Source organism: Oribacterium sp. FC2011, from assembly GCF_000701645.1.
Lineage (GTDB): Bacteria > Bacillota > Clostridia > Lachnospirales > Lachnospiraceae > Oribacterium.
This window is the reverse complement of the sequence record NZ_JNJM01000002.1, coordinates 1-14,535: the sequence shown is the minus strand read 5'-3', so window position 1 is coordinate 14,535 and position 14,535 is coordinate 1. Positions and strand designations below refer to the sequence as shown.

General features: G+C 43.2%; 10 protein-coding genes. 1 reads left to right on the top strand and 9 read right to left on the bottom strand.

Features of this window, described 5'->3' with window-relative positions; translation table 11 throughout:
- Positions 1–22 precede the first annotated feature (22 nt).
- The 4 genes from T357_RS0101435 to T357_RS21365 form a co-directional block, all read right to left on the bottom strand.
- Positions 23–3,658 (bottom strand): SNF2-related protein, encoded by a 3,636-nt coding sequence (locus tag T357_RS0101435; protein ID WP_049962202.1) that lies wholly within the window; start codon positions 3,656–3,658, stop codon positions 23–25.
- A 260-nt stretch (positions 3,659–3,918) separates the two neighbouring features.
- Entirely contained in the window at positions 3,919–5,589 is a 1,671-nt protein-coding gene (locus tag T357_RS0101430; protein ID WP_031547916.1) for an AAA family ATPase, read from the bottom strand.
- Positions 5,590–5,686: 97 nt separating this feature from the next.
- Complete coding sequence (locus T357_RS0101425; RefSeq protein ID WP_031547914.1) at positions 5,687–5,908, bottom strand: hypothetical protein; 222 nt, start codon at positions 5,906–5,908, stop codon at positions 5,687–5,689.
- A gap of 362 nt (positions 5,909–6,270) precedes the next feature.
- Complete coding sequence (locus T357_RS21365) at positions 6,271–6,498, bottom strand: DUF5640 domain-containing protein (RefSeq protein WP_255342789.1); 228 nt, start codon at positions 6,496–6,498, stop codon at positions 6,271–6,273.
- Positions 6,499–6,640: 142 nt separating this feature from the next.
- Between T357_RS21365 and T357_RS0101415 the strand changes: the two genes are divergently transcribed.
- Positions 6,641–7,768, top strand: a complete 1,128-nt coding sequence (locus T357_RS0101415; protein WP_031547913.1) for a cation diffusion facilitator family transporter — start codon at positions 6,641–6,643, stop codon at positions 7,766–7,768.
- Between the two features lie 84 nt (positions 7,769–7,852).
- Here the strand turns inward: T357_RS0101415 and T357_RS0101410 are convergent, their stop codons facing one another.
- The 5 genes from T357_RS0101410 to T357_RS0101390 all read right to left on the bottom strand — a co-directional run bounded on the left by T357_RS0101410 (position 7,853) and on the right by T357_RS0101390 (position 14,226).
- A complete protein-coding gene (locus tag T357_RS0101410; RefSeq protein ID WP_049962201.1) occupies positions 7,853–8,749 on the bottom strand; it encodes a hypothetical protein in 897 nt (298 codons plus the stop codon).
- Between the two features lie 237 nt (positions 8,750–8,986).
- On the bottom strand, positions 8,987–10,267 hold the full coding sequence (locus tag T357_RS0101405; RefSeq protein WP_044915858.1) for a replication-associated recombination protein A: 1,281 nt from the start codon (positions 10,265–10,267) through the stop codon (positions 8,987–8,989).
- A 189-nt stretch (positions 10,268–10,456) separates the two neighbouring features.
- Positions 10,457–11,758, bottom strand: coding sequence for an alginate O-acetyltransferase AlgX-related protein (locus tag T357_RS0101400; RefSeq protein WP_031547907.1), 1,302 nt, complete (start codon positions 11,756–11,758; stop codon positions 10,457–10,459).
- Between the two features lie 91 nt (positions 11,759–11,849).
- Complete coding sequence (locus tag T357_RS21360) at positions 11,850–13,658, bottom strand: MBOAT family O-acyltransferase (protein ID WP_044915856.1); 1,809 nt, start codon at positions 13,656–13,658, stop codon at positions 11,850–11,852.
- A 172-nt stretch (positions 13,659–13,830) separates the two neighbouring features.
- Positions 13,831–14,226 carry an FMN-binding protein gene (locus tag T357_RS0101390; RefSeq protein WP_031547903.1) on the bottom strand — a complete coding sequence of 132 codons (396 nt, stop codon included), beginning with the start codon at positions 14,224–14,226 and terminating at the stop codon, positions 13,831–13,833.
- Positions 14,227–14,535: the final 309 nt, after the last annotated feature.

Genomic DNA, 14,535 nt, shown 5'->3' with positions numbered 1-14,535 from the left:
TTTCTACTGCTATACGAAATACTCATCCCAGGAGTTCCATCAGCTGTTCCCTGCTCATATTCATCAGTGACTCATTCTCTCCACTCAGTATCGCATCAGCCAGATCCTTTTTGGCATTCTGCATCTCAACTATCTTCTCTTCTATAGTGCCTTTAACGATCAGTTTAAATACAGAAACCTTTCTGGTCTGACCTATCCTGTGGGCACGGTCTGTTGCCTGATTCTGAGCAGCAAGATTCCACCATGGATCATAGTGGATGACAACGTCGGCACCGGTCAGATTGAGTCCTGTGCCGCCTGCCTTTAGAGAAATGAGAAACAGCGGGACTTCATTATCATTAAATGCATGAACCAGCTTGATTCTCTCTTCTTTCCTGGTTTCTCCTGTGATCTTATAAAACTCTATGCCGCGTTCCCTGAGATCACGCTCCAAAAGTCCAAACATGGAAGTGAACTGCGAAAAGAGCAGGATCTTGTGTCCTCCGTCTATGGCACTTTCGATCAGTTCAAGGCAGGATTCTCTCTTGGCAGATTCGCCTGTGTAGCCGGTTGTGATAAGCTCCGGATCGCAGCATATCTGTCTGATCTTTGTGAGTTCCGCCAGTACTTTGAGTTTATCCTTACCGGATTTAAAGTCTTCGCTTTCCAGAAGCTTCTTCATATGAGTGACCTGAGCATCATAGAGTTTTCTCTGGGCAGCATCAAACTTTGTAAAACGAATCTCCTCCATCTTATCCGGAAGATCCTTCAGCACATTTTCCTTTAGTCTCCTAAGGATAAACGGTCCTACCATGTTTTTCAGCTGTTTTGTGATTTCCTCATCCTTATACTTTGTTATAGCATTTTCAAAATCACTTCTGAAGCGGTCATAGGTATAGAGGAAACCCGGCATGAGATAGTCAAAGATGCTCCAAAGTTCACTTAATCTGTTTTCGATAGGTGTACCTGTCAGTGCAAATCTATGCTCTGCATTTATAACCTTCACCGACTTTGATACAGCAGCTTTAGGATTTTTTATAAACTGTGCCTCATCGATGATCTCATGATCAAACTTCTTTCCTTCATAGGCTCCGATATCCCGTTTCAAAAGGTCATAGGATGTGACCAGCACCTCAGGCAGAACCTCCTGAGACAGTATAGCCTTTCTCTCAGCCAATGTACCCGCAACGGCCCTTACCTCCACAGAAGGTGCAAATCGCCTGAACTCTTCCTCCCAGTTATAAACCAGTGATGCGGGACATACGATGAGGGAAGTTAACCTCTTGCCTTCCTTCTCCAGCAGGTTTTTTCTGCTTTGCAGAAGAGCTATAACCTGTATCGTTTTACCGAGACCCATATCGTCGGCAAGAATACCCCCGAAGCCAAGCTCAGACAGCATACTCAGCCACTTAAATCCATATATCTGATACCCCCGGAGAACCTTGGCGAGATTTTCCGGAACCTCGATGTCACTTTCCTTAACCGTGTTGAAATTTCTGATGAGTGACTTGAAGTTCTTGTCTCTGTCCGCCGCAATTTCATCATGCTCTTCCAGCAGGTTGTTGACAAATATGGCACGATACATGGGCAAATGCAGTTTACCTTTGGTGAAATCTCTCGCATCTACTCCCATGGCCTGCATGGTAGCCATTAGCTCTTCTATGGTGTCATCCTGCTCAAGTCTGATGAAATCGCCATTTTTCAGCTTGAAAAACTTTTTCTTTTTTCTGTAACTCTCAAGCAGCTCCAGAAGCTCCTCTTCCGACATATCATCGGTAGATATCTCCAGATTCAGAATTCCGCTTTCTACAGATACTCCGACTCTCGTTACCGGCGCTTTACGGATTTTCAGTTTCTCAAAATCCTTGCTGGCATGAATCTCGCCTATGGCCATCATGTCCTTCATACCTTCGTTCAAAAGGTCAAAGGTATTCTCCCCTGTTTTTTCGCAGGCAAATGTCTCGTTGTCAGAGCTTACGTCAGGGAGATACTTCATTAAAGTATTTACAGCATTCTGTTCATACTCCATATCTCTGGTTTCCGGAAATGGAAAGTCTGCATCCGTGAGCTTATGAAGATGGATTGCTTCATCGCCATACCTGGCCTGCACTTTTCCTATGATGAAATCCTCATTGGCATCCATATAGAAAACTATCTCGCACTCAGGCGGAAGATATTTTTGGAGCGGCGTCTTGCCATTTTCCACCACCTCTATCTCCGGACACTCGAGAAGCTTCGGCAGAAATCTGTAATAGAACTCCGAAAGCTTTTTCTTTCCTATAGTAAAGGACATGTCAGGAGTATCCTTCACACTTTCTATAAGCATGTTTACCATAGGTGAAAGTTCGTCAACTTTATAGAATACAGCATTTTCCTCATCCAGGATGTAGCTGTTGTTCGTGCCTTTCATTATATATGGGATATCCACCCATACTGACAGTCCGGCAAATTTTTTGTCTTTACCTTTTAATTGTTCTATCTCAACTGTTACCTTTAACTTACCCTCTGTTACCTTTATACTCTTTATAATAGGACTTCCGTCGATATCGATAGTTTTACCTTTTGTTGACTCATAAAACATATCGAGGATTTCAGGAGTTAAATCAACCTTATCCTTTAATGTTATATTATCGCCATAGTAGTATCTCAGATTGTTGATCTTCTGTGAGATATAATCTACTTCACTTTTGGCCTTCTCTATGATTTCATAGTACTTTTTTGATTCCTCATCGAAATCATAGTCCATGAAGGATATCATGTTCTTGGTTCCAAGTTTTAGAGTTCCATTTTGTTCTCTTGTTTCAACAAGATTGGTTATGCTCTTTAATTTATAGAGTTTTTCAATGCCTATCTTGAAGGAAAGTGACAGGTCACTGTCAGCATCTCTTCCAAAAGACAGCTTTGGCTCGATCTTTACAATATTTTTCTTCTGAGTTTTTTCCTCGATGATCTGATTACTCAGCATCTTACGATAGGCCCTCAGGACATTGTCACCATGGAGATCCGTGCTGTCGCCGGGATTGTACTTGGCGATATAGTCATCAGCAAAAATCAGGAGCGCCAAAACATGTGCACACACACTACGGTGAGAATAATAGCTGTAATACGCGCTTCCATCACGGGCACAATCGTCAAGAAGTAACTTATCTTTTGTGAACACCACCCTCACATCGAAAGAACCAAAACGTCCTGATGTGCACTCTCCTATGACATCTATAGCAAACCGGGTTTCTCCTGATGTTGACCGAAGGTACATAGTATCGACTTTGATGATTTTAATTTCACCTTTATTGATCATCATACGGGCTTCTTTAATGTCATCCTCTTTAACGCTATAGCCTTCAAGAACTTTTTCTACATTAAAATATGTGTTACCCTTGTTTGATTTCAGTGACTTGCTCCACTGTGAACTTACTGTTCTGGATTGCTCGAAATAATACAGAACTGCCGCCTCATGTTTACAGAAATTTCCGTCTTTCGCATAAGGGCAGTCACAACTCATCTTCATATTAACAGTATCCGGATACATGATCCTGACATTATACATCTTCGTTCCGATAACTCTTGCTATACAACTGTTACCTGAAGCTGCAAATCCCTTTACATGACCTTTTTTATAATAACTCCAGCCTCTTTCAAGCACATCCTCATCAAACAATACCTCCCACTTATATTCCATGTCCCGACCCGGTCCTCCTCTATAAACGTAAGTTTTTTACCGTTTATCTCTGACATACAGATGCAGATCTATCCGGTTCCTTTTTCCTACTGCTCCAATGCGCATCAATTTTTCTGATTGTACAAAAAACAACATGTTAATTGCAATATAAAACGCATAATTCACTACCTCCCTCATTTTCTTACTCACTTCAAAAAACGGTTATACCCACTGCAGTTTTTGCAGATTAGGCATAACCGTTTTTTATAGCTTTTATATCTTTAATCCCTTTTTATGAGAACTTCCTTTCCCTCAAAGGCAAAGGCAAGCTTTATTATCTTTTCCTTTTCATATCCTGCGGACAGCAGCTCTGCCTCATACTTTTTATCTTCGATCTGTTTTAATGCCATATCGCAGAGCTCATCAAGTGTCTTGCCCTTTTCACTTCTGCGTTTTGACTTAAACTCGATGATCACAGCATTATCCTTTTTATCTTTCGGGCGGAGCATCACATCATAACGTCCGAGACCACTCTCACGGTTTGACTTTATCTCATATCTGTCACGGAGTTCCACAAGAAGCCCGATCACAAGGCCATGATAGAAGTTTTCAGGGGCTGCCTTGCCGCTTCCGTCAAAAGTACTGATCATACTTTCACAGATTTCCGACATGGTATCCATCATGTCATCGATACTGCCTTCCAGAAGGGCCTTTACGAAATAACTGTAGTTTTCTCCTTCATTTTCAAACCATCTCTCTACAAGCAGACTAAAGCTGTCCTTTACTTCGTGGTTTGTGAGTTTCAGGCTATATACTGCCATATTTCCTTCGCCTTCAATCGTAACAGGCTTTAGGTATCCTGCTGAAAATAAAAGGCTCCATATGGCATTCTTATTTCCGGTCATCTCACCATAGACAAGCTGTTCATCAATTTTCGTTTGTATAACTCCATCATTAAGCAGCTCTTCAAAAGCCTTCTTTATTTCAACACTTCCTTCTCTAACAAGCTTTGATACAAGTGAGTTTGAACTTGTATTGGCCCAGTACGGCTCATATTTTCCTTTTTTTAAAAATGAAATAATAGACCATGGATTATAGATATCCTCAGTGTTTCCAAACTTAAACCCGTCATACCATGCTTTTACCTTTTCCTTTTCGGAACTGTATCCGTAACTGTCCAAAGATTCAAATACTTCCTTTTCTGTAAATCCAAAACAGTCTGCATACATATCTGATGAAATAGTTACTATCTGTAGATTATTTAAATCTGAAAACAAAGACTCTCTGCTTACTCTCGTGATACCGGTCAGAAGCGCTTTCCCGAGATAAGGATTTGTTTTAAGTGTAGAGTTGAACATGTTCCGCATAAATCCAACCAGCTCGTCCCAATATCCGTTTACATACGCTTCCTGCATTGGGGTATCGTATTCATCGATCAGGATCATGACTTTTTTACCATAGTAATCTGAAAGCCATCGGCAAAAAGTATTAAGACATTGACCGGCTGTTTTCTCATCCATGTCGTAACTTACTTTTTTGTAAAAATCCTGGTCTTTATCACTCATTTTATCCTTGAGCCAGTTATTTCGTGCGATCCATTCAGTAAAAAGCCAGTTAAACTGTTGTAAAGCACCTTGATATGTCTCTGCTTTAACCCCGGCAAATGAAACAAAGAGTACCGGCCACTTGCCACACTCCTCCATCATTTCTGTATCTTTGGAAATATTTAATCCCCTAAAGAGTTCCTCATTGTTTCCCTGTCTAATCGAGAAGAACTTCTCCACTGTGCTCAGCATCAATGTCTTTCCGAAACGGCGCGGACGGGTGATCAAAGTTATATCATCGTTGCTTCTCCACCACTCAGATATAAACTTTGTTTTGTCAATATAGAAATTGTTTTGTTCTATGACCTTCTCATAATCCTGAATGCCAAGTCCGACAGTCTTTAACATTTACTGCACCTCTTCTCACTACATACATATATTCTTATGTGCTTATACTATCATAATTCCCATACAAAAAAATGGATGATCATGCGAGAATTATGTATCATTTAACTGACATCATACTATTCTGTACTTCCTCTATAAGCTTCATGGGATACTTGCAGAAAGATGCTATCTCTTCCGGTGTTTTGCCATCCTGTAGCATTTCTGCAATTTGCTCACGCTTATGTTCTTCTCTTCCTATCCGCTGCTCATTTAGCCTTTTCTTTTCATCGAGTATCAGCTGACTGTCCAACAGTCCTTTATTCATTTTTTCGTTTTTCATTTATGATCCTTCACATAGTTTTAGTATAGCATCAAAATCAAAAGCATTTATTAAAAGTTCGTTTAATAAACTCCTGATCAAAAAATAAAATAGGGATATCTTTAAAGATATAAATATAGATAATTGAAACTAAGATAGTTCAAATCTTTTCGCCCATAGATATGGGGCTTTTGAATATTCGTGTGAAATCATACATGTTATATTAATTTCTGTCAATACCACGCAAAAATTCATAATAGCTTTAAGTGATTCAGAAACCCAAAGGCTTATGAATCTGCAACTGCAAAAAACAACCATATACTCTGTGTAGTCACAGAATAACATGGTTGTCTTTTTAGGCTCTTTTATAACTTATTCACTTTTCAGTCTTCTGCCTTGTGGAGTTCGTACTCGTTTTCGAAATACTCATCCAGACACTGAAGGTTCATGACTCCGTCCACGATAGATACCTCGAAGGTTGAGTCCCTGAGGCTGCTCTTCTCGAAATCCACCTTGAGAGTATCTTCTTCTAGCTCGTAGTCGAAGCTGTAGCTGTGCTCCGGAAGTACCAGAGCCCCTGATCCGCTCTTTGTGAAGCGGTAGGCTTTCAGTTTAACTATTTACAAAACATTTCCGATTAGGTTAACATATCTTGAGATAATAAATAAAAGGATATAGGAATCCGGATATATCTGTATCGGTATGTCAGACATAAACGGAGATAACTATACCTTTATGGGGAGGATCAGATTAATGTCACAGGAAAATACAGAGCAAAGCAGAGACAGCGTCATCGTTAGAACCAGTATCATAGGTATAGTTGCCAATGTTTTCCTCGCCACCTTTAAAGCGGTAGTCGGTGTGCTGTCAAACTCCATCGCCATCGTGCTTGATGCGGTCAACAACTTATCCGATGCCATGTCATCGGTCATAACCATAGTAGGAACAAAACTTGCCGGAAGAAAACCCGACAGAAAACATCCTTTGGGATACGGAAGACTTGAGTACCTTAGTGCAACCATCATCTCTGTCATCGTTCTCTATGCCGGCGTCACATCTTTTGTGGAATCGGTAAAGAAGATCCTTTCTCCTGAGAAAGCCGATTACAGTACGGTCACACTTGTTATAGTTGCCGCCGCTGTGGTAGTTAAGATCATTCTGGGAAGATATGTAAAGAGTGTTGGTAAGAAAGTAAACTCCGATGCACTCATAGCCTCGGGAACGGATGCAACCCTTGATTCCATCATCTCTGCATCGACACTGGTTGCTGCCGCCATATATATGACTTCAGGCATTTCCCTGGAAGCCTGGCTCGGCGCCATTATTTCCATCGTGATCATAAAATCAGGTATAGAGATGCTCAAGGATACGGTATCCCAGATACTCGGAGAAAGAGCAGATGCCTCTTTTACAAAGGCCATCAAAGCGACCATCGCTAGCTTTCCTGAAGTAAACGGAGCCTATGATCTGGTGCTTCATGCCTACGGTCCCGATACCTACGTAGGTTCAGTACACATTGAAATACCTGATACCATGACTGCCGGAGAGATAGACAGACTCACCAGAAATATCCGTCGAGAGGTTTATAAGAAACATAAGGTGATGCTTGAGGGTGTCAGCGTTTATTCCATTAACACGAAGGATGATAATGCTCACGCCATGATGGAAACCTGCAGAAACATCGTACTGTCACATGAATATGTGCTTCAGATGCATGGCTTCTATGTTGACGAAGAACTGAAAAACATAACCTTCGATATGGTTATAAGCTTTAAGGCAAACAATAAGGAAGAAATCCTGAAAGAAATATCAGACAAGATCCGGGAAGTATATCCGAACTACAAACTATACATCGCGCTAGACGCAGATTTCAGTGATTAGTAGCGAGGCACCTGTATTTTTTGATAGTACTTTTGTAAAGCCGGAGGGCATCCATTTAAAAATGGATGCCCTCCGGCTTTTTTATTACTTCACAAACTTAATTCCGTCACAAGTAGAAACTCTCATTCTGATAGAATCGGTGTAACTGATCTTAACCTTTTTGTCGATAGAATCAGCGGCAACCTTTGCCAGTTTCTCATCACCATCTATAGTGAAACAGAAAACCTCACCCTCATCAGTCTTAAGGTAGATGATACCGTCTTTGAACTGAGCAAGAGTTCCCTTGATCTCAAAAACCTCTGATTCATCACCTTCAAGCTTGTCTTCTGTACAGATGCGGTATGCTTTGGCATCATCGGATGAAAGCTTTCCGAGATAAAGAACCTGCGCATAAGTTCCAACCTTGGCTTTTCCTATGGTTGTGGCATATGAAGGAATCTTGAAAGTATACTCAACTCCATCCTGAGGACCGTCATCAGTGTTTATACCCTCATCCTCTCTTATTGTGATGGAATCATCCGAAAGCTTTGTTATCTCGCCGTAAACCTGAGGCTCTGCTGAAAAATCATCAGAAACATACTCATAAGGAACCGACATAACAACCTCAGCCACCTTTGCGCCATCAGCCGGGATATCGGAGCCCTCGTCTCCATTATAGAAGATTTCGACTTCATCACCGGGCATAAGCTCCCATGCAGGATTTACAAATGCATCAGTTGTATCCAGTGTTAAACTTGTACCATCAACATACTCAACTGTAAGATTCTTACCATCCAGTTTCTGCACTGTAGCCTGGAAACTCTGCATATTTGATATGTCAACAGGTCCTGCTACACTTGAATCCCCGTCAACTCCTATTCCTGAATTATCTTCAGTAGCTGCTTGAGCAGTAGTCTCTGCTGCCTCTTTTTTTCCACCCTGACAGGCAGCAAGAGAAAGAACTGCCAGAACTGTCATTGCTGTATAAACAAACTTTTTCATAATGTTTCTCCATTCCGTGTGTCACAATCCCCGATGCATTAAGCCCCAAAGGTCATAACCACACTTTTATTCTCCTCTTTTTCTTATTTCCGGGTCCCGGGAAACTAATCCCACAGACCAGGTGATAATAAAAATAGCACTAAAGAAGTTTCACTTCTACCCGAAACCTCTTAACACTTTATTAAAAAAAGTGAAAATCCGGCTTTGAGCGCTTCAAAAGAATCCGCAAGGATTCTCTCATCTTTTATGTTTATGAGGATAATGATAAAATTCCGCATCCTTTATGGCGTCCGGCAGATACTGCTGCTCCACCCAGTTTCCGGGAAAATCATGAGGATATTTGTATCCGATTCCCCTGCCGAGTTTGCTGCTTGCAGGATAATGGGCATCCTGAAGATAGGGCGGTATGGGAAGATTTCCGCTTCTGTCCACCTCGGACATTGCCTCGGATATCGCCACGCAGCAGGCATTGCTCTTTGGAGCCGACGCCACATAGGTACAGGCCTGGGAAAGAATGATCTGGGCTTCCGGCATCCCCACACGTTCAATAGCCAGAAATGCATTGGTCGCCACTACCAGTGCCTGTGGGTCAGCATTACCCACATCCTCAGAAGCACAGATAACGATACGTCTCGCAATGAATTTAATGTCTTCTCCGGCCTTCAGCATGCGGGCAAGATAATAAACCGCCGCATCGGGATCAGAGCCCCGCATGGACTTGATAAAGGCCGAAATGGTGTCGTAATGGTTGTCGCTGTCCTTATCATATCTGACAGCCCGTTTCTGTATGCATTCTGCTGCAACAGGAAGAGTTATATGGATACGTCCGTCGGGTTCCCTGTCAGTGGTGAGAACCGCAAGCTCGATGGCATTAAGGGCAGCTCTCGCATCTCCGTTTGCCGTGTCGGAAAGAAATGCTCTCGCATCATCGTCAATGTATGCATGAAAAGACCCGACTCCCTTTACGGAATCTGAAAGAGCCCTGTCTATAAGGGTCGCAACATTTTCCTGAGACAAAGGTTTAAGTTCAAAGATTCTTGACCTGGAAATGAGAGCGCTGTTTACCTCGAAGTAAGGATTTTCTGTTGTGGCACCAATGAGCGTGACCGTGCCGTCCTCAACATAGGGAAGGAGGAAATCCTGCTGGGCTTTGTTGAAACGATGTATCTCGTCTACAAACAGTATGGTTTTTCTGCCATAGCCACCCTGATTCTGCTTAGCCTTCGTCACCACTTCTTCAAGGTCCTTTTTGCCGGCCACAGTTGCATTGACAGATTCAAAATCCGCGCTTGTGGTATGGGCGATGACCTTTGCCAATGTTGTCTTTCCGGTTCCCGGCGGTCCGTAAAAGATAATGGAGCCCAGCTTATCCGCCTTTATGGCACGATAGAGCAGCTTTCCCGGGCCGACGATATGTTCCTGCCCCACCACTTCATCAAGAGTCTGAGGTCTCATACGTGAAGCAAGAGGAGCTTCATCCTCTTTATTCTTCTCCGCCATATATTCAAAAAGATCCATTATTTCTATATCCTTTCGCTTTTTACTGACAATTCAGTTGACCCTAACATTTTACGAGTTTTCATAAACTATAGCAATATGCACACTGTGCTAAAGAAATCCACAGGGGACGATTCTCTCCGGCGAGAGCCGTTCCCGGTGGATAACTCCCAAATAAAAAGACCATCGCTTCGGCGACAGTCTTTCGTTCTAAGCTGAAATTTCCGACGCCATCCTGACTATCATCGGAAAGCGGTAGCTGCAGCGTTCGGCATTTTCATTGATCACTATGGCAGGCTTGTAAAGCTCGATAAACTCCATGAATCTGTCAGAGTAATCTCCCCAGACAAATATGGTTTTTCCGAAGCTTTCCGCAATGTCATCCAGGATGTAATTCTCCACGTAGGAGTCTCCGATGATGAGAACCACTTCGTCATTTCCGGCATTTTCACAGGTGAATATCCTGTGGCCGGTGCCCTCAAGAGGAGTTATCTGAAGATCATCCTCCACAGCTCCCGGATTTTTTATAACGTAACCTGGCTGCTCGTCAATCTCATGGATTCCGCCGTAAAGAGTCGTTCCCTGATCCTTCAGTTCAATGTCATAGTCCTCCGGTTCCAACACTTTATACTTTGTCGCCGGCTCTACAACATTATCCTTGACCTGCTTTGAGACCTCAGAAACTGAACCGGTATTTAAATGCGAAACGTCCCCGGAAACATCAAACAATATTCCGGAATTACCCGTACTTTCATTATTGTATGAAAGTGCCTCACCGACTCCACGGTTCAGTTCTTCCATCAGCTCCCGGTAAGCGAGGTATGCTCCAAACTCTGTCCAGTGGGAAGGGTCTGTGTATCGCCCGAAGGTCTCACCCTCTGTTTTACCTTCTTTCAGAACCTCTGTAGTGTCGATCACATCCACTGTAGTATTTGCCTTAAGGCTCTTCATGACCTGGTCAACCAGAGATTCATCCCCGTATTGATTCACGGAGGTCATGAACTGTTCGGGGTAAATGCTGTGCTTATCGCGGCACTGCATGTAATAGTATCTTATGCCCCTTGCCTCCAAAGTATCCTTTATCTTTTGGTAAGCCGCCGCGGTCTCATCCAGCTGCTCCTGTGAGTAAAGATTCTTGTGCTGATAATCCAGAAGCATTTCCTTTTCTGCATAGTTGAACTCTCCCTTCGGCCCCAGATAAAAATCGGAGCTGCCGGTTCCCGCAGAAGAAAGATTCCCGAACACCCTGTACTGGAGCCCTGCATTGAGCCTGACCAGCACGGATCTGAGCCCGATGTTGTCATTGATCCAGTTCTCAAAGTCTGAGGCAAATGCTTCGTTCAGGCTTCCGTCATCCTTCACAAGGGCTGCTCTCTTCGCCAGATACCGGTTCTCATCCCGGGACAGACCGCCATTCTCCCTGTTCACCGTAACAAGAGGTATAAACAGCACCAAAAGGAAGGCTGCCGCAAAAACTATATTCTGTTTTTTCAGATGTTTTTTATTCTCCACCGGAAAACCTTTCCTTTTCTATAATGCCTTTAGGCTACTGATGAAACAGGCATCATGCATCGAAACTATCCCTGAACGCTATCCTGAATTATCAGAACTGGAAATAAATAAACGGGTTATAGGTTCCGGAAACTATACGCATAACTGATAACAATAACAGCAAAATCAGAGCGATGTCTCTCGCAAAAGTACATACAGCCGGATTGCCCTCAGACTTAACCTCGGACTCAACCTCAGACTCAACCTCAGACTCAACCTCAGACTCAACCTCGGACTTAACCTCGGACTTAACCTCGGACTTAACCTCTGTCTTGCCCTGCACTTCTCTTTCCTCACATTTCTTCACTTTTATATTCAGTATGCGGTCAGTTTCAAACCCTGTCTTCCTAAGCAAAAATCCCGGAATATTCAGGGATAAAGCAATGCCTGCCACCAGAATAAATGCCGTCCAGCCATCCAGATACCACATCACACTATATCCCGGAGTCTGCCCCAGGGCACGACCCAGCATAGTCTTCAGATACCACAAACCTTCGGATAGTGATCCGGCTCTGAAAAATACCCAGCCTATGAGCACTACAAGCAGTGTGTATACGTGGCGGATCAATACTTTTATGTTTTCAAAAACATCGTTTTCTTTTGACATCTGTGATACCTCTGGTCCACTTCTGCCCCGTGATCCGGTGTCAATGACTGATACATTTACATGTCCTGCAGTACTTCCACCCGGCTTCCTGAATGCCCTCTCAACAAGCATGAACATCCCATGCCAGAGCCCCCAGAAGATATAGTTCCAGGCAGCCCCGTGCCAGATGCCGGTAAGGAGGAAGACGATAAAAAGATTTCTGTAGGTATTCAGCGTTCCTTTACGATTTCCCCCGAGAGGAATGTACACATAATCCCTGAACCAGCTGGACAACGAAATGTGCCAGCGCCTCCAGAACTCAGTTATGGATCTTGAAATGTAAGGAAGATCAAAGTTCTCAAGAAAATGGAATCCAAACATCCTTCCGAGACCTATGGCCATATCCGAATAACCTGAAAAATCAAAATATATCTGCAGCCCATAGGCTATGGCACCAAGCCAGGCGATGGCAACTGTATTGTTCTCTATGCCCTGTCCCCAAATGCTGTCCACGGTAACCGCCATGGTATTGGCTATCAGGGCTTTCTTCGAAAGTCCTATGATGAACCTTCTTGCGCCGTCAGAAAAATCATCGATACTGACACTTCGCTCATCGATCTCCGCCTCCACATCCGTGTAGCGCACGATGGGACCCGCAATGAGCTGAGGGAACAGCATTACATAAAGAGCAAGCTTAAAAGGGTTCTTCTGAACTCCCGCCTTGTTCCGATACACATCGATGGTGTAGGACATTGCCTGAAAGGTGAAAAAACTTATACCTATAGGAAGAACTATATTTCTGAGCGAAAAACCTGTCTTAAAGATCTGATTGACAGTGGCAATGGTAAAATCGAAATATTTAAAATAAAAGAGCAGCAGAAGATTTGCCGCAACCGTAAGGAAAAGAAACAGCTTCTCCGGCCTCTTGTTCACCTTAAGGCCTTTACGTTGATTTCGTACCTGTACTGCGGAATCCTCTGCCGTAAGGCCGATAGGATTTCGTACCTGTACTGCGGAATCAGGCAGCGAATTCTTTTCCCTGCCTGAATAAATGAGCAAGGCACCTGTGTAATTTATAAGTATGCTTGCAGCTATGATCCAAACGTAGCCGATCTGCGACCACGCAAAGAAAATAAGGCTCATAAAAAGCAGCCAGTAATTACCGAAGATCTTACGGTCCTTAAATATCTTTTTATCTAAAAACAGACACAAATAGTAACCTGCCAGTGTCAGTGGCAGGAAACCGAATAAAAACAATGTAGAACTAAAAACCATGAGGAATGACTCTCCATTCAGACGCTATACGATCATAACTCTGTAATAGCGTTTCTAGCCGTGCGACGATAAAAACTTCTCAAAGTATTTCAAGTTATCTCCGTAAAAACGTTATTTTGCCGTGCGATTGGCTTCTCAAATTCTGATCGAAGAAGATGACAGCTTTGACTTATCAGCCCTTAGTGGTTTCCTTTGGCTCCTCTGCATCAAAGAGTCCCAATGCATCCTTTGCGGCATTCATAACACCCTCCGAAGTATAGGTAGCTCCGGAAACTCCGTCGATCTCATAGCCGTCCTTTTCAACCAGCTGCTTCTCAAGCTCGGGAAGGGCTGCGCCGCCAACCTCCGGGGTTTCATCATTACCCTCTATGGAAGCCTTAACGATGTCGTCTCCCTTCATGGTGAGTGTCACGGTAATGGTTCCGCCAAAACCTTCCGCGCTTCCCACCAGCTCTCTTTCCTGAGCCTCGGTTGTTTCTTCCTTTGTAGCCTCCGGAACCTTATTTGCGTTGCAGGCTGCAAGAGAAAGTAAAAGAACTCCCGACATTATCATTAATGTTTTTTTCATATAACTCCCCATTCCGCGGGTGCCGTTTCCGGCTAATGCTTAGACCCCCCGCTTCTCACTTAAATATATATTTTATCCCGCCGCCGGGGCAGGAAGCATTTACAACAACTATGATGCCAAACTTCACCGAATATCACAAGAGGTTTTATCGGATATCACTCACGTTATGCTACATATGATGACAGTTCAGCCGGTATACCTTATTTTCGCAGTGAACAAGGCATTACATTGACCCATATTCCGGTTACCAGCATTTGAGTCATCCTGATTGGCAGGTTACATTGACTCAATTTCAGGTAATCAGCATTT

Coding starts and splice junctions, on each gene's coding strand:
- T357_RS0101390 (WP_031547903.1), bottom strand. CDS start 14,226: ATGAAAAAAACATTAATGATAATGTCGGGAGTTCTTTTACTTTCTCTT.
- T357_RS0101415 (WP_031547913.1), top strand. CDS start 6,641: ATGTCACAGGAAAATACAGAGCAAAGCAGAGACAGCGTCATCGTTAGA.
- T357_RS0101410 (WP_049962201.1), bottom strand. CDS start 8,749: ATGAAAAAGTTTGTTTATACAGCAATGACAGTTCTGGCAGTTCTTTCT.
- T357_RS0101405 (WP_044915858.1), bottom strand. CDS start 10,267: ATGGATCTTTTTGAATATATGGCGGAGAAGAATAAAGAGGATGAAGCT.
- T357_RS0101425 (WP_031547914.1), bottom strand. CDS start 5,908: ATGAAAAACGAAAAAATGAATAAAGGACTGTTGGACAGTCAGCTGATA.
- T357_RS0101430 (WP_031547916.1), bottom strand. CDS start 5,589: ATGTTAAAGACTGTCGGACTTGGCATTCAGGATTATGAGAAGGTCATA.
- T357_RS0101435 (WP_049962202.1), bottom strand. CDS start 3,658: ATGGAATATAAGTGGGAGGTATTGTTTGATGAGGATGTGCTTGAAAGA.
- T357_RS21360 (WP_044915856.1), bottom strand. CDS start 13,658: ATGGTTTTTAGTTCTACATTGTTTTTATTCGGTTTCCTGCCACTGACA.